We start from the raw sequence: 23790 nt of genomic DNA on the forward strand, positions 1-23790 counted from the left end.
AGCGGAGGGCTGGGCGGAGGTCAGGAACGGCGCAGATCCAGGGTCATCGGCAACTCATCATTGTGCAGAACAGGCTTGGGCGCCAGCGCCCCCGGCGTATGGCCATGGCGGAAGAAGCGCGCCAGCCGGCGGCTTTCTGCCTCATAGGCGTTGACCGGCAGACTCTCGTAATTGCGTCCGCCGGGGTGGGCCACATGGTACTGGCATCCGCCCAGCGAGCGCTGCATCCAGGTGTCGAGCAGGTCGAACACCAGCGGCGCGTGCACGCCGATGGTCGGCTGCAGGCAACTGGCCGGCTGCCAGGCACGGAAGCGCACGCCGCCGACAAACTCGCCCACCTTGCCGGTCGGCCGCAGCGGCACCGGCACGCCGTTGCACACCAGCTGGTAGCGGTCCGGCGCCATGCCTTCAAGCCTGACCTGCACCCGTTCCAGCGAGGAATCGACATAGCGCACCGTGCCCCCGGCGCTGCCCTCTTCGCCCAACACATGCCAGGGCTCCAGCGCCTGACGCAGCTCCAGGCTGATGCCCTTGACGTGGAAGTCGCCGCACTTGGGAAAACGGAACTCGAAGTGCGGGGCAAACCACTCGGCACGCAGGCGATAGCCCGCCGCGCCCAGCTCCTGCAGCACATCGGCAAAGTCCTGTTCGATGAAGTGCGGCAAGAGGAAGCGGTCATGCAGCTCGGTGCCCCAGCGCGCCAGCTTGGCCGGCGCATAAGGGGTTTTCCAGAAGCGGGCGACCAGCGCGCGCAGCAGCAGCTGTTGCGCCAGGCTCATCTGCGCATGCGGCGGCATCTCGAAGGCGCGCAGCTCCAGCAGACCGAGGCGGCCGCTGGCCGAATCCGGCGAGTAGAGTTTGTCGATGCAGAACTCTGCACGGTGCGTATTGCCGGTGACATCCACCAGCAGGTGGCGCAGCAGCCGGTCGACCAGCCACGGCGGGCAGTCGCGCCCTGGCTCGGGCATTTGCGCAAAGGCGATTTCCAGCTCGTACAAGGCGTCGTTGCGCGCCTCGTCCACCCGCGGCGCCTGCGAGGTCGGCCCGATAAACAGCCCGCTGAACAGGTAGGACAGCGACGGGTGGTTGTGCCAGTAGCTGAGCAGGCTGCGCAGCAGATCGGGCCGGCGCAGGAAAGGCGAGTCGGCCGGAGTGGCGCCACCCAAGACGAAGTGATTGCCGCCGCCGGTGCCGGTATGACGGCCGTCGAGCATGAATTTCTCGCTGGACAGGCGCGTCTGGCGCGCCGCCTCGTAGAGAAACTCGGTGCGTTCGACCAGCTCGTCCCAGCTGGCAGCCGGGTGGATATTTACCTCGATGACGCCCGGATCGGGTGTCACGCGGAAGTGCAGCAGGCGCGGATCGGCCGGGGGCTCGTAGCCTTCCAGCAGCACCGGGCACTGCAGCTCGGCCGCGGTTGCCTCGATGGCGGCCACCAGCTGCAGGTAGTCCTCCAGGTGCGCCAACGGCGGCAGGAACAGGTACAGGCGACCACCACGCGGCTCGGCACACAGCGCGGTACGGGTGATCCAGCTGGCCGACTGCCCCGGCAGGGGTTTACCCGTGCTGCTCATGCCCGCCATGCCCGAGGCCGGCGCACTGGCGGCGCCAAAGCCCTCCGGCCAGACACCCCTGACCTGCTGGCGGATCTGCGCGGCCGGCGGCAGGCTGCCCGACAGCTGCGACGGATCGGCCGGATTGACGTAGGGGTAGTCGGCCTGACTGACCCAGGGCTGGGAATCCAGCGGCAGGCGGTAGCCCAGCGGCGAGTCACCCGGCAGCAGCCGGCAGTGCTCCTCGCGCAGGTACCAGGGGCCGCTCTGCCAGGCATTGCTGGCCGGGTTACGCGCCAGTGGCAGCACATGCCCGACCATCTGTTCCAGACCCTGATCAAACACCTTGCGCAGCCGCTCCCGCTCCAGCGGATCGGCCAGACGCGGATCATCCGGGGTGACGTTGGCCGGCAGGCGGCGCTCGCGCCACAGGTAATACAGCCAGTCCTCGTAGGCCGGGAACACATGCTCGCCACTCACCCCGAGGCGCTCGGCCACACAGGCGAGGAACAAGGCCGCCTTATCGGCATCCACGCCGTAGTCCGTATGTTCATCGGCATACAGCGCCGGATCCTGCCAGATCGGCTCGCCGTCGCGCCGCCAGAAGCAGTTCAGCGACCAGCGCGGCAGTTGCTCACCGGGGTACAACTTGCCCTGACCGAAATGCACCAGCGCCTGCGCCGCATAATGTGCACGCAGCCGGTGGAACAGCTCAGCGGCCAGCCGGCGCTTGTTCGGCCCCAGCGCCGCGGTGTTCCACTCGGCATCATCGGGGTAATCGAGGGCGATGAAGGTCGGCTCGCCCCCCATGGTCAGGCGCACATCGCCCTGCGCCAGATCGCGGTCGACCTGCTGGCCGAGGCTGACAATCGCCTGCCACTGCTCGGGGCTGTAGGGCTTGGTGACACGCGGCACCTCCCACACCCGCTCCACGCTCATGGCATGGACGAACTCGCACTCACACTCGTCGATCAGCCCGCTGATCGGCGCGGCCGATGAAGGCTCCGGGCTGCACGCCAGCGGGATATGCCCTTCACCGGCGAACAGGCCGCTGGTGGCGTCCAGACCGATCCAGCCAGCTCCCGGCAGATACACCTCACACCAGGCATGCAGATCAGTGAAGTCATGCTCTGTCCCGGACGGACCATCGAGGGATTTCACATCGGCGCTGAGCTGGATCAGGTAGCCGGAAACGAAGCGCGCCGCCAGCCCCAGATGACGCAACAGCTGCACCAGCAGCCAGGCCGAATCGCGACAGGAACCGGAGCCCTTGCTCAGCGTCTCCTCCGGCGTCTGCACACCGGGCTCCAGGCGGATCAGGTACTGGATGTCGTGGGCCAGTTGCTGGTTGAGGGCCACCAGAAAATCCACGCTGGCCAATGGCTCGCGGGATATGCCGGCCAGGTAGCGGGCAAAGGCCGGCGTGGCCGGAAGCTTGCGCAGGTAGGGCGCCAGCTCCACCGCCTCACCTTCGGTGTAGGCGAAGGGAATCTGCTCGGCGTAGGGTTCGAGGAAGAAGTCGAACGGGTTGAACACCGCCATCTCGGCGACCAGATCGACCTCGACCTTGAACTCGCCGGTCTTCTCGGGGAACACCAGACGCGCCAGGTAGTTGCCCTGCGGGTCCTGCTGCCAGTTGACGAAGTGGCCGCCCGGCTCAACCTTCAGGGCATAGGAAAGGATGCGCGTACGACTGTGCGGCGCCGGACGCAGACGAACGATCTGCGGACCGAGCTGCACGTGGCGGTCGTAGCGATAGTGGGTGACGTGGTGCAGTGCGACATGGATCGACACGGCGAGTCTCCTGCGCGGCGGGAATGACTCTGCCAGCGCAAGACTTATGCCACAGGCTCAAGCCCGCGCCAGGCGGGCTGCAGCACCACAAGCGCGCCCGGCGCCGCACCAGCGGCGGGCGGGCGCACCAAGTTAGCGCGGCGCTACCGGGCGCTTGCCGCCCTTCTTGCCACCCTTGCTGCCGGCGTCCTTACCAGCACCGGATTTCTCCGCCTTGCGCCGGGCCTCGGCAGCGGCCTTGGCCTGCTCGCGCTTGTCCCAGGCCTGGCTGCCGTCACTGCCACGCGGCGGCAGACCGGTGTGCTGGGTAAGGATCTTGCCGACCGTCTTGCCCTGAGCGCCGACCTTCTTGCTGCCGGCCGGGGTGGAGTTCTTCCGCCGCGCACTCTGGTACTCGTCGGTCTGCGGCTGGTAGGTCGGGATCAGCTGATGCTTGCCGTTACCGATCAGATCACTGCGGCCCATGCGCTCCAGCGCCTCGCGCAGCATCGGCCAGCCCTTGGGATCGTGATAGCGCAGGAAGGCCTTGTGCAGACGGCGCTGCGCCTCGCTCTTGACGATGGTGACGCCTTCGCTCTTGTAGGTGACCTTGCGCAGCGGGTTCTTGCCCGAGTGGTACATGGCGGTGGCGGTGGCCATCGGCGACGGGTAGAACGCCTGCACCTGATCGGCACGGAAGTCGTTGCGCTTGAGCCACAGGGCGAGGTTCATCATGTCCTCGTCGGTCGTCCCAGGATGGGCGGCGATAAAGTACGGAATCAGGTACTGCTCCTTGCCCGCTTCCTTGGAGTACTTCTCGAACATGCGCTTGAACTTGTCGTAGCTGCCGATGCCCGGCTTCATCATCTTGTCCAGCGGGCCACGCTCGGTGTGCTCCGGAGCAATTTTCAGGTAGCCGCCGACATGGTGGGTAACCAGCTCCTGGACATACTCTGGCGACTCCACGGCCAGGTCGTAGCGCAGGCCGGAGGCGATCAGGATCTTCTTCACCCCAGGCAGGGCGCGGGCCTTGCGGTACAGCTCGATCAGGGAGCTGTGGTCGGTATTGAGGTTCTCGCAGATGCCCGGGTACACGCAGGACGGCTTGCGGCAGTGGCGCTCGATTTCCGGGTCCTTGCAGGCGATGCGGTACATGTTGGCGGTCGGCCCGCCAAGGTCGGAGACCACGCCAGTGAAGCCCGGCACCTTGTCGCGCATTTCCTCGATCTCGTTGAGGATCGACTCGTGTGAACGGTTCTGGATGATGCGACCCTCGTGCTCGGTGATCGAGCAGAAGGTGCAGCCGCCAAAGCAGCCGCGCATGATGTTGACCGAGAAGCGGATCATCTCGTAGGCCGGAATCTTCGCCTTGCCATAAGCCGGGTGCGGCACGCGCGCATAGGGCATGCCGAACACGTAGTCCATTTCCTCGGTGGTCAGCGGGATGGGCGGCGGGTTGAACCACACATCCACCTCGCCGTGCTTCTGCACCAGGGCGCGCGCGTTGCCGGGATTGGTCTCCAGGTGCAGCACGCGGTTGGCATGGGCATACAGCACAGGGTCGTTGCGCACCTTCTCGAAGGACGGCAGGCGGATCACCGTCCTGTCGCGCTCCAGCCGCGGGTGCGGCAGCAGCTGCACCACCTTGGCCTCGTTGGGATCCTCAACCTCGCCCTTTTCCTGTTCGATGGCGCAGGCGGCAGTGTCCTGGGTGTTGACGTAGGGGTTGATGATCTTGTCGACCTTGCCCGGCCGGTCGATGCGGGTGGAGTCGACCTCGAACCAGCCCTCGGGCGTGTCACGACGGATAAAGGCCGTGCCGCGTACATCATTGATGTCCTCGATGGTCTCGCCAGCGGCCAGACGCTGGGCCACCTCGACGATGGCGCGCTCGGCGTTGCCGAACAGCAGGATGTCGGCGCAGGCGTCGATCAGGATCGAATGGCGGACCTTGTCCTGCCAGTAGTCGTAGTGGGCGATGCGGCGCAGCGAGGCCTCGATGCCGCCGAGGATGATCGGCACGTGCTTGTAGGCTTCCTTGCAGCGCTGGCTGTAGACCAGGCTGGCACGGTCCGGCCGCTTGCCCGCTTCGCCACCAGGGGTATAGGCATCGTCCGAGCGGATCTTCTTGTCCGCGGTGTAGCGGTTGATCATCGAGTCCATGTTGCCGGCCGCGACGCCGAAGAACAGGTTGGGCTCACCCAGCTTCATGAAGTCGGCTTTGCTGGTCCAGTCCGGCTGGGCAATGATCCCCACGCGGAAGCCCTGGGCCTCCAGCAGGCGCCCGATGATGGCCATGCCAAACGACGGATGGTCAACGTAGGCATCACCGGTAACGATGATGATGTCGCAGGAGTCCCAGCCCAGCTGATCCATCTCTTCCCGGCTCATCGGCAGGAAGGGCGCGGGTCCGAAGCATTCGGCCCAGTACTTGGGATAGTCGAACAACGGCGTGGCGGCGTGCATGGCGGCGACCGGGACTCAAAAAAACGGGCGCGGATCATAGCACAAAAAATATACAGAACCCGAGTAGCACGCTCGGTCAAGCGCCACCACTGCGCCCGTTCCGGGCAACTGTGATCACAGTCATGCATTGTGGTTATACTCGAACCATCGCCACCCCTGGCCTGCCGTGATACGGAGACTTCATGCAGCGACGGCGCTTTCTGCTTTGCCTGCTGTGCTGCCTGCTGTGCCAGCAGGCCCAGGCATTGCTGTTGTCGGCCGCCAGCAGCGGACAGTCGATCAACACCCAGGTCGAGCTACTGGAAGATACGACAGGCACACTGAGCATCGCCGACATGGCCAGCCCCGAGGTGCAGCAGCGCTTCGTGCCGTCGAGCAGCAGCGCCAGCGTCGGCCTCAGCCGCAGCGCCTGGTGGATCAAGATCAGCCTGCAGCGCGCAGCCGATGCTCCGGCTCAGTGGTGGCTGGAAAACGGCGGCATCACCATCATGGACCTGCGCCTGTACCTACCCGACGGGAAGGGTGGCTGGATCGAACGCCTGAGCGGCGAACAGGTGCCCTATGCCGTCGGCCGCGACCATGAGTACCGCCGCCAGGTATTCCGCCTGCCGCTGCTCGACGAGCAGCCGCTGACCCTCTACCTGCGCAGCTACGACCCCCGCGGCAACTCCTTCCCACTCAAGGTCTGGCAACTCAGCGACCTCAACCAGTATGCCGCCACCGAGAACCTCGGCCTCGGCCTGCTCTACGGCATCATCCTGGCGCTGATGCTGTACAACCTGTTCATCCTCATCAGCCTGCGCGACGCCGCCTATTTCTGGTACGTACTGGCCACCGGTTGCGCACTGACCTTCATCCTCAGCATGAGCGGCCATGGCTTCCAGTACCTGTGGCCGGAGCAGGCCGTGCCGTTCTGGATCGATCGCATCACCCTGCCGGCCCTATGGGCCATCCTGGTCATGCGCTTTACCCAGGAGCTGCTGTATACCCGCGACAGCCTGCGCTGGGGCCACTGGCTGCTGAACCTGGGCTGCCTGCTGTATGCCAGCGCCATCCTCATCAATGCTTTTGGCTATCCGCACACAGGCGCGGTGATCATCGCCCTGGCGCCGATCCTGAGCATGCCGGTCGCGCTGATCTGCGCCGCCATCCGCATGCGCCAAGGATTCTTCCCGGCGCGCCTGTACCTGATCGGCTATGGCACCGTCCTGGTCAGCACCGCCGTGCTGGTCATGCGCGCCGCGGGCATCATCCAGCCCGGCCCATTCACCGCCTACCTGTATCCGCTGGCCATCGCTGCCGAATCGATCCTGTTCTCCTTCGCCCTGGCCTACCGCATCCAGATTCTCAAACAGGAGAAAGCGGCGGCACTGGAGCAGGCCGACTGCGAGAAAAGCGCGCGACTGGAGCAGATGCAGCATTTTGCCGAAGAGTTGCAGGCGGCGGTCGACAGCCGCACCACCGAACTCGCCAGCGCCAACCAGCGCCTGTCGCTGCGCGAGCAGGAGCTGCAACATGCGGCCTGGCATGATCCGCTGACCGACCTGCCGAACCGGCGCTACCTGATCGAGCACACCGAAGCGCAGATGGCCGATGCCACCCGCCGGCAGGAAAGCCTGGCGCTGCTGCTGATCGATCTCGACCATTTCAAGCCGATCAACGACACCTACGGCCACGATGCCGGCGACGTCATGCTGCGCACCGAGGCCCTGCGCCTGCGTCAGGTCGTGCGCAGCCACGACATGGTGGCGCGCCTGGGCGGTGACGAGTTCGCCGTGCTGATCAGCGGGCCCAACGCCCAGGAACATGCCGTGGAGATCGCCGAGCGACTGATCAGCGAGCTGGCCCAACCAGTGACCTATCACGACCACCAGCTGCGCGTCTCGATCAGTATCGGTATTGCCCTCTTCCCGCAGCAGGCGCGCCTGTTCAACGCCCTGTACAGGACCGCCGACCTGGCGCTGTACAAGGCCAAGAGTGCCGGCCGCAGCAGCTATCGCCTGTTCGGCGATGACGGCGAGCTGTCCAGCGATGCCTGCCTGCAGCTCGACCTGCTCAAGGTGCCCAGCGGCCTGCTCTGATCAACGGTAGCGGCGCGGCACCCGCGCCGTGACCTTGGTCAGCAGCTCGTAACCAATGGTGCCGCTGGCCTGCGCCACCCGGTCGACCGACAGATTCGCACCCCACAGCTCGACCGCATCACCCACCTCAGCGCCGGGATGATCGCTCAGATCGACGCACAACATATCCATCGATACACGCCCCACCAGCGGCACGCTGACACCCGCCACCCATACCGGCGTGCCCGCCGGCGCGTGGCGCGGATAACCATCGGCATAGCCGCAGCTCACCGTGCCGATGCGAGCGGGCCGCTCGGCCTGCCAGCCGGCACCGTAGCCGACAGTTTCGCCCGCAGCGATCTCGCGCACGGCAATCAGCTCGGCCGTCAGGCTCATCACCGGTTGCAAACCCAGCTCGGCGGCGGACAGCTCGGCGAACGGGCTGGCACCGTAGAGCATGATCCCCGGCCGCAGCCAGTCCATGTGCGCCGCCGGAATCATCAGCACGGCCGCCGAGTTGGCCAGGCTGCGCTGGTCAAAAGGCAGATCCAGTACATCGAGGAAGCGCTCCAGCTGCAGCTCGGTGAGGCTGTGACCGCGCTCGTCGGCGCAGGCGAAGTGGCTGAGCAGATTCAGCTCGGCCACCTGTGCCGCCCCCTGCAGGCGGGCATGGCAGTCGCGCAGCGTAGCCTCATCCAGACCCAGGCGATGCATGCCGCTGTCCAGCTTGAGCCAGACGTTCACGGGCCGGGCCAGCTCACTGGCCAGCAGTTGCTCGACTTGCAGCGCACTGTGCAGCACCACATCCAGCTGCAACTGGGCAGCCATCCGGTATTCGCCAACCTCGAAGCAACCTTCCAGCAGCAGGATGCGCGCACGGCCATGCATCGCCCGCACCTGCGCCGCCTCCTCCAGGCAGGCCACGGCAAAGCCGTCCGCCTCATCAAACAAGGCCGTCACCACCTCGCGCAGGCCGTGCCCGTAGGCATTGGCCTTGACCACGGCAAAGGCCTGACGCCCCGGCGCGCAGCGCTTGGCCAGGGCGTAGTTGTGCCGCACGGCGGCGAGATCGATGGAAGCAACGAGCGGACGCATGAGAACACCCCAAAGCAAACGGGCGCCCATCTTAACCGCTGGGCGCCCGTTTTCATTGATCCCTGTGCGGCTATGGCTGCCGCGCTGGGTTATTCGTCATCGTCGAAGTTGTAGATGCCCGGCGCCAGGTTCTCGAAGCGCGTGTACTTGCCGAGGAACGCCAGGCGGCAGGTACCGATCGGGCCGTTACGCTGCTTGCCGATGATGATCTCGGCCACACCCTTGTACTCGGTCTCGGGGTGATAGACCTCGTCCCGGTAGACGAACATGATGATGTCGGCGTCCTGCTCGATCGCCCCGGATTCACGCAGGTCGGAGTTGACCGGGCGCTTGTTGGGTCGCTGCTCCAGCGAGCGGTTGAGCTGCGACAGCGCCACCACCGGGCAGTTGAACTCCTTGGCAAGGGCCTTGAGCGAGCGCGAGATTTCCGAGATCTCGTTGGTGCGGTTCTCACCGGAGGCTCCCGGGATGCGCATCAGTTGCAGGTAGTCGACCATGATCAGCGCCACTTCGCCGTGCTCGCGCGCCAGACGGCGGGCCCGCGCGCGCATCTCGGTGGGGCTGATGCCGGCGGTATCGTCGATGAACAGCTTGCGCTCATTGAGCAGGTTGACCGCCGAAGTCAGTCGCGGCCAATCGTCATCGTCCAGCTTGCCGGAACGCACCTTGGTCTGGTCGATACGCCCCAGCGACGAGAGCATACGCATCACGATCGAGTCGGCGGGCATTTCCAGGGAGAACACCAATACCACCTTGTCCGAGCGCAGCACCGCGTTTTCCACCAGGTTCATGGCGAAGGTGGTCTTACCCATCGACGGACGGCCGGCGACGATCACCAGGTCGGCCGGTTGCAAGCCGCTGGTCATACCATCCAGATCGGTAAAGCCGGTGGAAATACCGGTAATGCCTTCGTTGGTATTGAACAGCTCGTCGATCCGGTCGATGGCCTTGACCAGAATCTCGTTGATGCCCACAGGCCCGCCGGCCTTGGGCCGCGCTTCGGCAATCTGGAAAATCTGCCGTTCGGCCTCGTCGAGCACTTCCACGGCGCTCTTGCCCTGCGGGGCATAGGCCATGTCAGCAATCTCGTTGCTGATACCGATCAGCTGGCGCAGGGTCGCGCGCTCGCGAATGATCTGTCCGTAAGCCTTGATGTTGGCCACCGACGGGGTGTTCTTGGCCAGCTCACCGAGGTAGGCGAGACCTCCGACCTGAGCCAGCTGCCCCTCCTTGTCCAGCTGCTCAGACAGGGTCACCACGTCGAAGGGGTCGTTGCGCTCGGCCAGCTTGTAGATGGCGCGGAAAATAAGGCGATGGTCGTGGCGGTAGAAATCGCCATCGGACACTGCATCGGAAACCCGTTCCCAGGCGTTGTTGTCGAGCATCAGGCCACCCAGCACGGCCTGCTCGGCCTCGATCGAATGGGGCGGCACCTTGAGTGCGGCGGTTTCCAGATCGTACTGTTGCGGCAGGCTGATATCGTTCATGGCACCTGAAATTCTCAATCACAGCGGCCCGCGGACAATTGCCCGGGGCTGAAAAAACAACGGGCACGACACCGCAAATGCAATGTCGTGCCCGATTGTCAGCAGGCCGGCGCTTTCACGCAAGACCTGCAAGTCGCCTCGACTTAGGCGGCTACCACGATCAGCTTGACGGTAGCTTCTACGTCGGTGTGCAGGTGCACAGCCACGTCGAACTCGCCAACTTGACGGATAGTGCCGTTCGGCAGACGTACTTCGCTCTTGGCAACCGGCACGCCGGAAGCAGTCAGAGCGTCGGCGATGTCGTGAGTACCGATCGAGCCGAACAGCTTGCCTTCGTCACCAGCTACAGCAGTGATGGTCACTTCCAGCTCAGCCAGTTGGGCAGCGCGAGTTTCAGCAGATGCTTTCTTCTCGGCAGCAGCCTTTTCCAGCTCGGCACGGCGCGCTTCGAACGCAGCGATGTTCGCGGCGGTAGCGGCAGTGGCCTTGCCTTGCGGCAGCAGGTAGTTGCGGCCGTAGCCGGACTTGACGTTTACCTTGTCGCCCAGGTTGCCCAGGTTGGCGATTTTTTCCAGCAGAATAACTTCCATTGGGTCTTACCTCTTAACTTTTAACCTTCACCGTTCGCAGGCCCGGCGCCGTTGTTGCGCGCGGAGCGGCCGCGAAAATCAATCAGACTGTCGACGATGGCCAGGACCACCAGTAACGGATAAACCAGCTGCATGAAGATCAGCAGCGACACATAAAGCCCGACCAGCCAGAACCGAGCGAGGCGCCCCTGGGCCACCAGGCCGTGGAGCAACGCCGCACCGGCGAAGGCCAAGGGCACACTGCACAGCGGCGTCAGCATCGCCAGTTGCACCCCGAGATTGGGGCCCAACAGCATGCCGGCCAGCAGCAGCGCCATTGGCGCCGGCGGCAGACGCATCTCGCGAATTTCGCGAGCGAATCCACCGGGGTTGTACAGCGCTGCCTGCCACCAGCGACCAAGCGCCAGGGCCAGCAGACTGCCGGCTTGCAACAGCGAAGCCAGCAGCCCGGTCAGAACCGGCACCAGCAAACTGTGCAAGCGGGCCTGCTCCTCGGCGCCGAGCTCCTGAACACCTTGCAGAACCTGTGGCAACAGAGCTTGCAGCTCTTTGGCCAGGGCCTGGATCGGTTCCTGAAACACCGCATCGAGGGTCACGCCATACAACACCCCAACGGCAACACTGGCGAGCAGCACACGCGTCCAGGACGTCGTAGCCCGCAACACCACAGCCAGTGCCAGCGTGCCGAGCAGTACCAGCAGAGCGCGCGGCTCACCGAAGTACCACCAGGCCAGCGCCGGCAGCAGCCCCCAGGCCACTACGCCCATAGCATCACCGAGGCCGCGCCGCAACAGGACCAAAGCCCCCGCTGCAGCACCTAGCCAGAAGAGCAACGGCAACGCCGTTGCACCGACCACCACAAGGGCGGCCTGCATGCGTCCACGCATGATGAATTCAGCGAGTGGGCGCATGCGTCTATCCCTTACCTACGTCGACGGCCCGTTATCAACGGCCGTGGCTGTCGGTGTAGGGCAGCAGGGCCAGGTAGCGAGCGCGCTTGATAGCGGTAGCCAGCTGACGCTGATACTTGGCCTTGGTACCGGTAATACGGCTAGGAACAATCTTGCCGGTTTCGGAGATGTAGGCCTTCAGGGTGTTGAGATCTTTGTAATCGATCTCTTTGACGTTTTCTGCGGTGAAGCGGCAGAACTTACGACGGCGGAAGAAACGTGCCATGAGATTGGCTCCTCAATAAGATCCGTGGATTACTCGTCAGCGTTGTCGCTGTCGTCGCCATCGGCAACGTCAGATTCAACGCGCTCACGGCGCTCACGGCGCTCGTTGCGGTTCTCTTCAGCCTTGAGCATCTCGGACTGCTCGGTAACAGCTTCGTCGCGACGGATGACCAGGTTACGGATCACGGCATCGTTGTAACGGAAGTTGTCTTCCAGCTCGGCCAGGGCTTTGCCGCTGCACTCAACGTTCAGCATCACGTAGTGAGCCTTGTGCACGTTGTTGATGGCGTAAGCCAGCTGACGACGACCCCAATCTTCCAGGCGATGAACCTTGCCACCGTCTTCTTCGATGACTTTGGTGTAACGCTCGACCATACCGCCGACTTGTTCGCTCTGATCCGGGTGGACCAGGAAAACGATTTCGTAATGACGCATAAATGCTCCTTACGGGTTGTAGCCTGCCGACTAACGCGGTCAGGCAAGGAGTGAATGACTCAATGAACTTGTCAGACTGAAGACGCGCGAGCGCCTGCCAATCCGGCAAGGCCGAGCATTCTAGAGAAAGCGCCCACGAGGGCGCAAGGAAAACTGGCGATTATTTGAACAATCGCCAGCTGATTCGATCAACCAGCGGTTTTGCCCTGACGCTGGCGTACCGCCTCGAACAAGCACACGCCGGTGGCCACCGAGACATTGAGACTGCTGACGCTGCCGGCCATGGGTAGCTTGACCAGATAATCACAGTGTTCGCGGGTCAGCCGACGCATGCCCTTGCCCTCAGCCCCCATGACCAGCACGGTCGGACCGGTCATGTCCTGCTGATAGAGTTCCTGCTCGGCCTCACCGGCCGTACCGACGATCCACAGGCCACGCTGCTGCAGCTTTTCCAGGGTCCGGGCCAGGTTGGTCACCGCCACCAGCGGAATGACTTCCGCCGCACCACAGGCTACCTTGCGCACCGTGGCATTGAGGGTGGCCGACTTGTCCTTGGGCACGATCACCGCGTGAGCCCCCGCGGCATCGGCCGTGCGCATGCAGGCACCGAGATTGTGCGGATCGGTCACACCGTCCAGCACCAACAGCAATGGCGGCGCGGTAGCGCGATCGAGCAGCTCATCGAGCATGTTCTCACCCCAGACCTGGCTCGGGCTGACCTCGGCAACCACGCCCTGGTGCACGCCCTCGGCCCACTCATCCAGCTCGCGGCGGTCCTTCTGACCCACAGCAATGCGCTGCTGACCTGCCAGATCGACCAGCACCTGCACCCGCGGGTCCTGACGTCCCGCTGCCAGCCACAACTGCTTGACCCGCTTGGGGTGATGACGCAACAGCGCCTCTACGGCGTGGACGCCGTAGATTCGTTCCAACTGACTCATGATTTCGCTCTGGGTTTACTCGGTGCACCATCCGCCTTGGGCTTGGCAGCGCCCTTGCGATGCCGGGACGGCTTGCCCGACTTGCTCTTGCTGCCACCCTTGTCCGCCGCCGAAGCCTTGGACTTGCCGCCCGACTTGGCGTCGGCAAGCAACGCCTGCTTCACCGCCCGACTTTTCTTCACGTCGGTATTGCCGAGCATTTCTTCGGCCTGCGCCAGCAACTCCGGCGCTACATCCAGCGCCTGAACCTTGCCAGCACCACGCTTGCGCGGCGAACTCGCAGGCGGAGGCGCGGCATGGCGTTCGGCCTGCGCTTGCTGCTTGGCCTGTGCCGCCGGCTTGCTGCCACGACTACGCGTCTTGCTCCCCCTGGCATTGCCTTTGGCGGGCGCAGCCTCGCGCCTGTCACTGCCTGCACCCTTGCGCCCGATCGGCGCAGCCAGCTGCTTGCCGGACAGTTCGAAGTCGATCTTGCGCTCATCGAGGTCGACGCGCATGACCGTCACTTCAACGCTGTCACCCAGGCGGAAAGTGCGACCAGTCCGCTCACCCGAAAGACGGTGATGAACAGGGTCAAAGTGGTAGTAGTCGCCCGGCAAGCCGGTGACATGCACCAACCCTTCGACATAGATATCGCGCAGCTCGACGAAAATACCGAAGCCGGTGACTGCAGTAATGACGCCCTCGAAACTCTCGCCGACGCGATCCTGCATGAACTCGCACTTGAGCCAGTTGACCACATCACGGGTGGCCTCATCGGCTCGCCGCTCGGTCATCGAGCACTGCTCACCCAGTTTCTCCAGCGCCGCCTCGTCATACGGATAGATGCGCGCCTTGGGCATGGCCACCGCGCCAGCCCGCTGCACATGCGGCGTCTCCTGCTTGGAGCGAATGACACTGCGGATAGCCCGATGCACCAGCAGATCCGGATAACGGCGAATCGGCGAAGTGAAGTGGGTATAGGCCTCGTAATTCAGGCCGAAGTGACCGTTGTTGTCAGCGCTGTACACCGCCTGACTCAACGAGCGCAGCATGACAGTCTGGATCAGATGGAAGTCCGGACGATCCTGAATACCCTGCAGCAGCTTCTGGTAATCCTTCGGCGTCGGACCTTCCTTGCCCTTGTGCAAGGCCAGGCCAAGCTCAGCCAGGAAAGCCTTGAGCTTCTCGACGCGCTCGGATGGCGGGCCATCATGCACGCGATACAGCGACGGGATTTCATGCTTCTGCATGAACAGCGCCGTGGCGACGTTCGCCGCCAGCATGCACTCCTCGATCAGCTTGTGCGCATCGTTGCGCTGCGTCGGACGGATTTCGGCGATCTTGCGCCCTTCACCGAAGACGATACGGGTTTCCTGGGTTTCGAAGTCGATGGCACCACGCTCGTGGCGGGCGGCCAACAGCACCTGATACAGGGCATAGAGCTGCTTGAGGTGCGGCAGCACTTCCTTGTATTCGCCGCACAGCGCCTTGCCTTCAGTGCTCTTCGGCTGCTCCAGCATGGTGCTGACCTTGTTGTAGGTCAGACGTGCATGGGAGTGAATCACCGCCTCATAGAACTGGTAGTCGACGATCTTGCCAGCTTTGGAGATGCTCATCTCACAGACCATGGCCAGACGATCGACATGCGGATTCAGCGAGCAGAGGCCGTTGGAAAGCTCCTCCGGCAGCATAGGCACTACGCGCTCGGGGAAATACACCGAGTTACCACGTTTGGTCGCTTCTTCATCCAACGCCGAACCGACCTTGACGTAGTGCGACACGTCGGCGATCGCCACGTACAGCTTCCAGCCACCGGAAAACAGCTTCCAGCGGCTGCCATTCTTCTCGCAAAACACCGCATCGTCGAAGTCGCGGGCATCTTCGCCATCGATGGTGACGAACGGCAGATGACGCAGATCGACGCGCTTCTCCTTGTCCTTCTCCTCGACTTCCGGCTTGAGCTTGTGCGCTTCCTTGACGACCGCATCCGGCCAGACATGCGGGATGTCGTAGCTGCGCAGCGCCACGTCAATCTCCATGCCCGGCGCCATGTAGTTGCCAATCACCTCGATGATGTCGCCCTGCGGCTGGAAACGTGACGTCGGCCAGTGGGTAATCTTGATCTCGACGAACTGACCAATGCGCGCCCCGGCGGTACGCCCCGGAGAGACCAGCACTTCCTGCTGGATCTTCGGGTTATCGGCCTCGACGAAGCCGATACCGGCCTCTTCAAAGTAGCGACCGACGATGGTCTCGTGGGCACGGGTCAGCACCTCAACGATTGCACCCTCGCGACGGCCACGCCGATCCAGACCAGAAACACGCGCCAACGCGCGGTCGCCGTCGAACACCAGGCGCATCTGTGCCGGGCTGAGGAACAGGTCATCACTACCATCATCGGGAATGAGGAAACCGAAGCCATCGCGGTGACCGCTGACGCGCCCACAGATCAGGTCCAGCTTGTCGACCGGCGCATAGGTGCCGCGCCGGGTATAAATCAGTTGTCCATCGCGCTCCATGGCGCGCAGGCGTCGGCGCAAGGCCTCCAGCTGCTCTTCAGTAGTCAGCCCGAACTCGTCAACCAGCTGCTCACGGCTGGCAGGGGCGCCACGCTCATCAAGTCGCGCCAGAATCAGTTCGCGACTGGGGATGGGGTTCTCGTATTTTTCCGCCTCGCGGGCGGCCTCGGGATCGAGGGATTGCCAATCGGCCATTAGTCAGGTGTCACCTTTGTGTGTGCGATATCGCATCTCTATCTACTGTCTATTGAAGCGCGAAACCCGCCTGTCGGTCAGCTTTAATCCTGAGAATAATTTTTTCGCCATCAGGGGTTTACAAGGCAAAACCTGCTCCGTATAGTTCGCGCCCACAACGTTGCTGAGACGTTGTAACACGGAAACGATGAGGAATCATCGAATCCAGTGCCCAGGTGGCGGAATTGGTAGACGCACTAGGTTCAGGTCCTAGCGGTGGCAACACCGTGGAAGTTCGAGTCTTCTCCTGGGCACCACTTATTCAAGAAATCGAGTCACTGACTTGATTTTGCTGTAACGGTTGGCGCAGTACCGCTTGGCTTGCCAGGTAAACCGCGTAAGTCGATGAGTGATCATCGCAATGTGCCCAGGTGGCGGAATTGGTAGACGCACTAGGTTCAGGTCCTAGCGGTGGCAACACCGTGGAAGTTCGAGTCTTCTCCTGGGCACCACTCTTCAAGAAAAAACCGAGCCTTGGGCTCGGTTTTTTCGTTTCAGGCCTTGAACTGGCCGAGACTGCCGCGCAACTGTTCAGCCAGCCCCTCCAATACCCGACCGCTCGCCGCCATCTCACCGACCACGTCGGCGACCCGCTGCGCCTCGCCATGAATGATTTCGACCCGACCGCGCACGGCATCCACCCCTTCCGCCTGATGCCGCGCCGCCAGTGACGCCGAGTCGATCGCACCATGTACGTCATTCACCGAATGCTGGATAGACTGCTGCAAACCAGCGCTCTGCTGCAGCGCTGCCTGCCCTTCCCGCGCCTGCTGCGCCGCCTGGGATACCGCGGCAACCGCCTCACCAGCCCCCTGCTGCAGTGCGTTGATATGACTTTGAATATCCCCAGTCGACTGCTGAGTCTTGCTTGCCAGCGCCCGAACCTCATCGGCAACCACAGCAAAACCGCGACCACTCTCTCCCGCCCGCGCCGCCTCGATGGCCGCATTCAGCGCCAGCAGATTGGTCTGCTCGGCAATGCCGTGGATCACACTTAGCACCACTTCGATCTGCTGACTCTGCTGGGCCAGACGCTCGATCACCGCCGCGCCATTTTCCACCCGCAACACCAACCCCTCGATCAGACCATTGACCCGAACAGCGATCGCCGCATTCTCTTCGGCCGCCTGACGGATGGACGCCACTCGTTGCAACGCATCCTGCATGGCCAGACTTTCCGCCTGGGCATCGCTGCTCATCTGCGCCAGCGCCTGCAGACTGCCCGCCACCTCGTCGCACTGCCGCACCGTCGCCGCCTCGGCAGCGGCACTGCGGCGCCCAAGCCCGGCAATCTCGGTATCGGTCCGCCGAGCCACCTGACTAGCCTCGCACATGATCGGCTGCAGGCGAGCAACGAAGCCATTGACCACACCGGCCATCTCTCCCAGCTCGTCACTGCTGCGCATCTCGACCCGCCGAGTAAGATCGCCCTCACCGGCCGCCAGCTCGCCGAGCGCACCAATCAGCAAACGCAAACGATTGACCACCCGCCAACCAAGAATCGCCGCAAGTACCAGCAACACCAGCACGGCCACAATCACCAGACCACCACTGACCCGCCAGAGCAGACGCTGCGCCGCCGACTCGACCAACTGCCGACTGCTACCCGCCATACCCAGCGCCGCCTCATGGGCAACCTTGAGACGTGCCGAGAGAATCGCACTGCTGTCCTTGGCGGCACCGCTCAAGCCATCCTCAACCAGCTGGCCGCTGCTCTCGATCAACCCGGTAAAACGCCGATCCAGCGCTGACAGCGTATCGTCCACCTGAGCCGTGGAGACGCCAAGCAGCACCTTGCCGATCACGCTGCCCATGGGACTGATCTGCGCCTCCGTGACATACACATAAGGGTCCTGCGCCGCAGCGTTCAGCACCTTGTCCAGAGCACCCTTGCCTTCACCCTTTTCCAGCAATTGCTGCACGCGCGAATCCTGGCGATTGAGGTGGCGCGTCAGGCGCTGACCCTGAGCATCGAAATACACCACGAACAGCACATTGCCATTACGCTGCGCCATGCGCGCCAGCTCGGTCAGCGCCGGCACGTCGTTATCCCAGATGGCTTTCGGCGCCACGGAGGCAAGCAACTGCGCCATGTCATCGGCGGACTGCTTGAGGCTACGTTCCAGCTCGACACGCAGCTCCTGCTGCTCTTCCTCCAGACGCGCCGTCAGGCCGGTGGTCAATCGATCACGGGTACTGGCCGCCATGCCATCGAGGCTTTTACGCACCTCCGCCGTTGCCGACTCCAGTCCGCCAGCCACACGCTGGGTATCTGCCGCCAGGCCAGCGGCCAGCTCATCCACCAGGCCGCCGACAGTCGAGCGCGTCAGCATCAGCGCCACCAGCACCTGAATCACGAAAGCCACACCGAGAGCAATGAAGGCCGGGCGCAGCAATCGACTTCGCAGCAACGCAAGAATGGCAGACACGACAAACCTCCCAGCGGCACCAATTGCGCCTTAGAAAGTTATAGTCCAGCCTGCAGGCGCCGTGACGGCGCACTCAGAAATGCAAAAGGGCCGCAATGGCGGCCCTTTTGCTTACCCCTGACAGAATCAGGCGTAGGGATGACGCAGCACGATGGTCTCGTTGCGATCCGGACCAGTGGAGATGATATCGATCGGCGCACCGACCAACTCTTCCACGCGCTTGATGTAGGCACGAGCATTGGCCGGAAGCTCTTCCAGACTCTGAGCACCCAGGGTCGACTCACTCCAGCCCGGCATTTCTTCGTACACAGGCTGCAAACCGATGTAGCTGTCGGCATCGGTCGGCGCATCAATCACCTGACCGTTCTGGTCGCGATAGCCGACACAGATGCAGATGGTTTCCAGACCATCAAGGACGTCCAGCTTGGTCAGGCACAGACCGGAAATGCTGTTGATCTCGATGGCACGACGCAGGATCACGGCATCGAACCAGCCACAACGACGAGCACGCCCGGTCGTGGAACCGAACTCATGACCACGCTTGGCCAGGTAGGCACCAACGTCATCGAACAGCTCGGTGGGGAACGGACCGGAACCGACACGCGTGGTGTAGGCCTTGGTGATGCCCAGAATGTAGTCCAGGTACAGAGGACCGAAGCCGGAACCCGTGGCCGTGCCACCTGCCGTGGTGTTGGAGCTGGTCACGTAGGGATAAGTGCCGTGATCAATGTCCAGCAGCGAGCCCTGAGCACCCTCGAACATGATGTAGGCATCCTGCTTGCGCAGTTCATGCAGGCGCGCCGCCACGTCGATCACCATCGGACGCAGGATTTCCGCGTACTCCAGAGCCTCATCGAGGGTCTTCTGGAAGTCGACGGCCGGCTCCTTGAAATAGTTCTGCAGCACGAAGTTGTGGTAATCCAGTACTTCGCCCAGCTTGGCGGCAAAACGCTCGCGGTGGAACAGGTCACCGATGCGCAGACCACGGCGCGCCACCTTGTCTTCATAGGCAGGGCCGATACCACGGCCGGTGGTGCCGATCTTGGCATCGCCACGCGCCTTTTCGCGCGCCTGATCAAGGGCGACGTGATACGGCAGAATCAGGGTACAGGCCGGACTGATGCGCAGGCGCTCACGCACCGGCACACCTTTTTCTTCCAGCTTGGTGATTTCACGCAGCAGCGCGTCCGGCGCCACGACCACGCCGTTGCCGATCAGGCACTCGACGTTTTCACGCAGGATGCCCGAAGGGATCAGGTGCAGAACGGTCTTCTCACCATCGATGACCAGGGTGTGGCCCGCGTTGTGACCACCCTGATAGCGCACGACTGCTGCGGCCTGGTCGGTCAGCAGATCAACGATCTTGCCTTTGCCCTCATCACCCCACTGGGTACCCAGGACGACGACATTCTTACCCATAAACGTATCCTCTTCGGAAAAGCCTGCGCCGGCCGCAGCCAGCAAAATCTCATCAGGACGCCAGCGGCGTCACCTGCCAAATACCGTTCTGCCATTGCAGCTGGCGATCACAACCCGCCTCGCGGGCTGCCGCCGCATCCTGCCCAGGCAAGGCCTGGACAACTCGAACACCCTCACGACGCAGGCGCTGAACAGCCTGCCAGAGATACAGGTCATGGTGATCGGGCGCCCAGACGGCAGGCTCGGCTGCCGTCGGCGTCATGTTGCCCAAGGTGACCAGCGTCTTCAGATCCGTGGAAAAACCGGTTGCCGGACGCGCCCGACCAAAATCGGCACCGATGTCATCGTAGCGGCCCCCCTGGGCAATTGCCTGGCCCATGCCCGGCACGAAGGCGGCAAATACCACGCCGGTGTGATAGTGATAGCCGCGCAACTCGCCAAGATCGAAATACAGCGGCAGTTCCGGATAGCGCAGCTCCAGCTCGTCAGCGATCGCCAGCAGCTCGTCCAGGGCGCGATGCACCTCACTCGGCGCCTCGACCAGACAGGCCTGCGCCAGATCCAGCACCTCGCGACCGCCACACAGCTCGACCAGCGAGCGCAGCATATTGGCCAGAGGCTCATCGATACTGGCCGTAAGCGCATCGACCTCATCGACTGCCTTGCGCTGCAGGGCGTCAAACAGTCGCTGCTCGGCATCGCCGCTCAGGCCGGCGGCCTGCGCAAGACCGCGATAGATACCGACATGCCCCAGATCCATGTGCACATCGGCGACACCACTCAGCTCCAGAGTATCGAGCATCAGGCTGATGACCTCGACATCGCTGGCAGGGCTGGCATCGCCATAGAGTTCGGCACCAACCTGGATAGGGCTGCGCGAAGTCGACAGCGCACGCGGTTTCGCATGCAGCACGCTACCGGCGTAGCACAGACGGCTCGGACCCTCACGACGCAGGCTGTGGGCATCGAGACGCGCCACCTGCGGGGTGATGTCGGCACGCAGCCCCATCAGTCGCCCGCTGAACGGATCGGTAACCTTGAAGGTACGCAGATCCAAGTCCTGCCCGGCACCAGACAGCAGCGACTCCAGAAATTCGATGTGCGGGGTGATTACCAGCTCATAGCCCCAGCGCTGGAACATATCCAGCACCTGGCGGCGGGCTGCTTCGATGCATGCCGCTTCCGGCGGCAGAACTTCCTCGATGCCATCTGGCAGTAGCCAGCGGTCTACCGTTGCCATTTCCCCATTCCCCTCTTGCCCAGGCGGCAGGTCTTCAGTCCAGCAGATACAGAAGACCGGTTCCCAGCAGCATGCTGGCCAGCCCGATAAGCCGCAGCCGAGATTCACTCAGCCGGGCCAGACTCATGATTGCGCTGCGCCATTGCTGCGGGCAAAGAAAGGGCAGGATGCCTTCCAGCACCAGCACGAGACAAAGCGCGATACCCAGTTGCTGCCACATGATTCCCGCAGACGCAAAAAAGCCGGGATTTTCCCGGCTGGCTTATGGTACCACAAATTACCCGCAGACTACCCCGGCAGCGCGTTTGCTCTGCCGGGGTAGTTGCGTTTAAGGCTTGGATTTCTCCAGATAACGGAAGAAGTCATTACCCGGATCCAGCACCAGCACGTCACTCTTGCTGGAGAAGCTCTCGCGGTAGGCCTTGAGGCTGCGATAGAAGCTGTAGAACTCGGCATCCTGACCAAAGGCCTTGGCGTAGATGGACGCGGCCTTGGCATCGCCATCACCGCGCACCTCTTCCGCCTGACGATAAGCCTCCGCCAGAATCACCCGCTTCTGCCGGTCAGCATCGGCACGCACGCCTTCTGCCTGCTCACGCCCCTTGGCACGGTGCTCGCGGGCTTCCCGCTCACGCTCCGAACGCATGCGCTCGAACACACTGGCATAGACTTCTTTGGGCAGATCGATGGCCTTAACCCGCACATCAATGACCTCGATACCCAGCTCCTTCTTCGCCATCTTGTTCAGCGACTCGGTGATGTCACCCATCAGCGCATCGCGCTCACCGGCCACCACATCGTGCAGCGAGCGCTTGCCGAACTGGTTGGACAGCGCCGCCACCAGACGTTGCGACAGACGATCGTCGGCGATCTGCTTCATGCCCGAGGTCGCGGTGTAGAACAGCCCAGTGTCAGCTACTCGCCACTTGGCGTACGCATCAACCATCACCGCCTTTTTCTCCAACGTCAGCAGGCGCTGAGTCGGCGAGTCCAGTGTCAGCAGGCGCCCATCAAACTTGCGCACCGAATTGACCAGCGGCGTCTTGATATGCAGACCTGGCGGGACATCCGCCTCAACGATACGACCAAACTTGAGCAGCACAGCCTTTTCCGTCTGCGCCACGATGTAAAAACTGTTCCAGCCAACAATCGCCAGCAGCACGCCAGCGATCAGGGCCACGAATGCCTTGTTGCTCATCAGCGGGCCTCCCTCACGCGCAGCTCACGCTGCTGTACTTCCTGACTGATGCGCGCGCCGATATCGGGCGCCACTGCATTGCCCGCCACGGCGGACGCAGCGCCCGCAGACGCATTGACCATCTTGTCGAGCGGCAGATACAGCAGATTGTTCTGCCCCTTGTCACCGGTCACCAGCACCTTGCTGGTGTTGCTGTACACCTCTTGCAGGGTGTCCAGATACAGACGCTCGCGGGTTACTTCCGGAGCCTTGCGATACTCGGCAACCAGCTTGGTAAAGCGGTCAGCCTCACCCTCGGCGCGCGCCACCACCTCATCGCGGTAGCCGCTGGCCTCCTCAAGGATGCGCTGAGCCTGACCGCGAGCTTCCGGTACGATGCCGTTGGCATAGGTTTCCGCCTGATTGCGCTCACGCTGCTCGTCTTCACGGGCACGAATCACGTCATCGAAGGCATCCTTGACCTCAGCCGGAGCCGTCGCCCGCTGGATGTTCACCTGGGTCACGGAGATGCCGGTGCCGTAGGTATTGAGGAAGCTCTGCAGGCGGTCGCGCACCTCGGTGGACATGCGCTCACGCCCCTCGGTAATCACCTGATCCATGGTGGTCGAGCCGGCCACATGGCGCAGCGCGCTCTCGGTAGCATGCTTGAGGCTCACCTCAGGCTGATCGACATTGAGCACGAAGTCCTGCAGCTTGCTGACCTTGTACTGAATGGTGAACGGCACCTCGACGATATTCTCGTCCTCGGTCAGCATCTGCCCGGTCATCGAGTAGGAGCGCTCGCGGGTAACGTTTTCCTGGAACTTGCGATCGATCGGCGGGAAGTAGATGTTCAGGCCCGGGCCGACCGTCTCGTAATACTTGCCGAAGCGCAGCACCACGGCCTGCTCCTGCTCGTCGACGATGTAAACGGCATTCCACAGCCACAGCGCCAACAGCAGCAACAGGCCAATGCCCAGCATTCCCAGGCCGCCGCCCGAGCTGTCGCCACTGCTGCGTTTGCCACCACCAAAGATACCGCCAAGGCTTTCCTGCAGTTTGCGGAACGCCTCATCGAGATCCGGAGGCCCCTGACGCCCACCGCCCTTGCGGCCGCCCCATGGGTCCTGATTGTTCGAATTGCCACCCGGCTCATTCCAAGCCATAGCGCTCTCCATCCTATTCAACCGACATCTGTCGCAATGCCGGCCATGC

General features: G+C 63.1%; 17 protein-coding genes, 2 tRNA genes and 1 pseudogene. 3 read left to right on the forward strand and 17 right to left on the reverse strand.

Going from position 1 to position 23790, the window contains the following annotated elements:
* Window positions 1-20: 20 nt before the first annotated feature.
* Both HNP49_RS01395 and HNP49_RS01400 read right to left on the reverse strand, forming a co-directional pair.
* Window positions 21-3347, reverse strand: coding sequence for a DUF2126 domain-containing protein (locus HNP49_RS01395; protein ID WP_184679963.1), 3327 nt, complete (start codon window positions 3345-3347; stop codon window positions 21-23).
* A 132-nt stretch (window positions 3348-3479) separates the two neighbouring features.
* Window positions 3480-5792: a YgiQ family radical SAM protein gene (locus tag HNP49_RS01400; RefSeq protein ID WP_184679971.1), complete on the reverse strand. Its 2313-nt coding sequence runs from the start codon at window positions 5790-5792 to the stop codon at window positions 3480-3482.
* A gap of 182 nt (window positions 5793-5974) precedes the next feature.
* On the opposite strand from HNP49_RS01400, the gene HNP49_RS01405 reads away from it, so the two are divergent.
* The gene (locus tag HNP49_RS01405; protein ID WP_184679980.1) at window positions 5975-7873 is read left to right on the forward strand and encodes a diguanylate cyclase; all 1899 of its coding nucleotides are present in this window, start codon (window positions 5975-5977) and stop codon (window positions 7871-7873) included.
* Here HNP49_RS01405 and alr read toward each other — a convergent pair whose 3' ends face one another.
* The 8 genes from alr to rnr form a co-directional block, all read right to left on the reverse strand.
* A complete protein-coding gene (gene alr / locus HNP49_RS01410) occupies window positions 7874-8947 on the reverse strand; it encodes an alanine racemase (RefSeq protein WP_184679982.1) in 1074 nt (357 codons plus the stop codon). It abuts the gene before it with no gap.
* Between the two features lie 89 nt (window positions 8948-9036).
* Window positions 9037-10434 (reverse strand): replicative DNA helicase, encoded by a 1398-nt coding sequence (gene dnaB, locus HNP49_RS01415; protein WP_184679984.1) that lies wholly within the window; start codon window positions 10432-10434, stop codon window positions 9037-9039.
* Between the two features lie 143 nt (window positions 10435-10577).
* Window positions 10578-11024 (reverse strand): 50S ribosomal protein L9, encoded by a 447-nt coding sequence (rplI, locus tag HNP49_RS01420; protein ID WP_184679986.1) that lies wholly within the window; start codon window positions 11022-11024, stop codon window positions 10578-10580.
* A gap of 20 nt (window positions 11025-11044) precedes the next feature.
* Window positions 11045-11935: a hypothetical protein gene (locus tag HNP49_RS01425; protein ID WP_184679988.1), complete on the reverse strand. Its 891-nt coding sequence runs from the start codon at window positions 11933-11935 to the stop codon at window positions 11045-11047.
* A 34-nt stretch (window positions 11936-11969) separates the two neighbouring features.
* Complete coding sequence (gene rpsR, locus HNP49_RS01430; protein ID WP_095938363.1) at window positions 11970-12200, reverse strand: 30S ribosomal protein S18; 231 nt, start codon at window positions 12198-12200, stop codon at window positions 11970-11972.
* 29 nt (window positions 12201-12229) lie between these two features.
* On the reverse strand, window positions 12230-12634 hold the full coding sequence (gene rpsF / locus HNP49_RS01435) for a 30S ribosomal protein S6 (protein ID WP_184679990.1): 405 nt from the start codon (window positions 12632-12634) through the stop codon (window positions 12230-12232).
* 188 nt (window positions 12635-12822) lie between these two features.
* Complete coding sequence (gene rlmB, locus HNP49_RS01440) at window positions 12823-13575, reverse strand: 23S rRNA (guanosine(2251)-2'-O)-methyltransferase RlmB (RefSeq protein ID WP_184679992.1); 753 nt, start codon at window positions 13573-13575, stop codon at window positions 12823-12825.
* The gene (rnr, locus tag HNP49_RS01445; protein WP_184679993.1) at window positions 13572-16271 is read right to left on the reverse strand and encodes a ribonuclease R; all 2700 of its coding nucleotides are present in this window, start codon (window positions 16269-16271) and stop codon (window positions 13572-13574) included. The genes rlmB and rnr overlap by 4 nt, the downstream gene beginning before the upstream one ends.
* 209 nt (window positions 16272-16480) lie before the next feature.
* Between rnr and HNP49_RS01450 the strand changes: the two genes are divergently transcribed.
* Window positions 16481-16567: transfer RNA gene (locus HNP49_RS01450), tRNA-Leu, on the forward strand.
* A 108-nt stretch (window positions 16568-16675) separates the two neighbouring features.
* Window positions 16676-16762: transfer RNA gene (locus tag HNP49_RS01455), tRNA-Leu, on the forward strand.
* Between the two features lie 42 nt (window positions 16763-16804).
* Here HNP49_RS01455 and HNP49_RS18905 read toward each other — a convergent pair.
* The 7 genes and pseudogenes from HNP49_RS18905 to hflK all read right to left on the reverse strand — a co-directional run bounded on the left by HNP49_RS18905 (window position 16805) and on the right by hflK (window position 23741).
* Entirely contained in the window at window positions 16805-17689 is an 885-nt protein-coding gene (locus HNP49_RS18905) for a methyl-accepting chemotaxis protein (RefSeq protein ID WP_409372523.1), read from the reverse strand.
* Window positions 17663-18643: pseudogene (locus HNP49_RS18910) on the reverse strand (HAMP domain-containing protein); the annotation flags it as partial. The gene HNP49_RS18905 and the pseudogene HNP49_RS18910, both read right to left, overlap by 27 nt.
* 222 nt (window positions 18644-18865) lie before the next feature.
* The gene (locus HNP49_RS01465) at window positions 18866-20158 is read right to left on the reverse strand and encodes an adenylosuccinate synthase (RefSeq protein ID WP_184679996.1); all 1293 of its coding nucleotides are present in this window, start codon (window positions 20156-20158) and stop codon (window positions 18866-18868) included.
* Between the two features lie 52 nt (window positions 20159-20210).
* The gene (locus HNP49_RS01470; protein WP_184679997.1) at window positions 20211-21398 is read right to left on the reverse strand and encodes an ATP phosphoribosyltransferase regulatory subunit; all 1188 of its coding nucleotides are present in this window, start codon (window positions 21396-21398) and stop codon (window positions 20211-20213) included.
* Between the two features lie 34 nt (window positions 21399-21432).
* Complete coding sequence (locus HNP49_RS01475) at window positions 21433-21618, reverse strand: DUF2065 family protein (protein WP_184679999.1); 186 nt, start codon at window positions 21616-21618, stop codon at window positions 21433-21435.
* A gap of 108 nt (window positions 21619-21726) precedes the next feature.
* A complete protein-coding gene (gene hflC, locus HNP49_RS01480) occupies window positions 21727-22596 on the reverse strand; it encodes a protease modulator HflC (RefSeq protein WP_184680000.1) in 870 nt (289 codons plus the stop codon).
* Window positions 22596-23741 carry an FtsH protease activity modulator HflK gene (gene hflK / locus HNP49_RS01485; RefSeq protein ID WP_184680002.1) on the reverse strand — a complete coding sequence of 382 codons (1146 nt, stop codon included), beginning with the start codon at window positions 23739-23741 and terminating at the stop codon, window positions 22596-22598. The genes hflC and hflK overlap by 1 nt, the downstream gene beginning before the upstream one ends.
* Window positions 23742-23790 lie beyond the last annotated feature (49 nt).

The sequence above is a fragment of the Pseudomonas fluvialis genome, assembly GCF_014207935.1.
Taxonomy (GTDB): domain Bacteria; phylum Pseudomonadota; class Gammaproteobacteria; order Pseudomonadales; family Pseudomonadaceae; genus Aquipseudomonas; species Aquipseudomonas fluvialis_A.

Coding starts and splice junctions, on each gene's coding strand:
- HNP49_RS01400 (WP_184679971.1), bottom strand. CDS start 5,792: ATGCACGCCGCCACGCCGTTGTTCGACTATCCCAAGTACTGGGCCGAA.
- HNP49_RS01405 (WP_184679980.1), top strand. CDS start 5,975: ATGCAGCGACGGCGCTTTCTGCTTTGCCTGCTGTGCTGCCTGCTGTGC.
- alr (WP_184679982.1), bottom strand. CDS start 8,947: ATGCGTCCGCTCGTTGCTTCCATCGATCTCGCCGCCGTGCGGCACAAC.
- dnaB (WP_184679984.1), bottom strand. CDS start 10,434: ATGAACGATATCAGCCTGCCGCAACAGTACGATCTGGAAACCGCCGCA.
- rplI (WP_184679986.1), bottom strand. CDS start 11,024: ATGGAAGTTATTCTGCTGGAAAAAATCGCCAACCTGGGCAACCTGGGC.
- HNP49_RS01425 (WP_184679988.1), bottom strand. CDS start 11,935: ATGCGCCCACTCGCTGAATTCATCATGCGTGGACGCATGCAGGCCGCC.
- rpsR (WP_095938363.1), bottom strand. CDS start 12,200: ATGGCACGTTTCTTCCGCCGTCGTAAGTTCTGCCGCTTCACCGCAGAA.
- rpsF (WP_184679990.1), bottom strand. CDS start 12,634: ATGCGTCATTACGAAATCGTTTTCCTGGTCCACCCGGATCAGAGCGAA.
- rlmB (WP_184679992.1), bottom strand. CDS start 13,575: ATGAGTCAGTTGGAACGAATCTACGGCGTCCACGCCGTAGAGGCGCTG.
- rnr (WP_184679993.1), bottom strand. CDS start 16,271: ATGGCCGATTGGCAATCCCTCGATCCCGAGGCCGCCCGCGAGGCGGAA.
- HNP49_RS18905 (WP_409372523.1), bottom strand. CDS start 17,689: ATGGCCGGTGTGGTCAATGGCTTCGTTGCTCGCCTGCAGCCGATCATG.
- HNP49_RS01465 (WP_184679996.1), bottom strand. CDS start 20,158: ATGGGTAAGAATGTCGTCGTCCTGGGTACCCAGTGGGGTGATGAGGGC.
- HNP49_RS01470 (WP_184679997.1), bottom strand. CDS start 21,398: ATGGCAACGGTAGACCGCTGGCTACTGCCAGATGGCATCGAGGAAGTT.
- HNP49_RS01475 (WP_184679999.1), bottom strand. CDS start 21,618: ATGTGGCAGCAACTGGGTATCGCGCTTTGTCTCGTGCTGGTGCTGGAA.
- hflC (WP_184680000.1), bottom strand. CDS start 22,596: ATGAGCAACAAGGCATTCGTGGCCCTGATCGCTGGCGTGCTGCTGGCG.
- hflK (WP_184680002.1), bottom strand. CDS start 23,741: ATGGCTTGGAATGAGCCGGGTGGCAATTCGAACAATCAGGACCCATGG.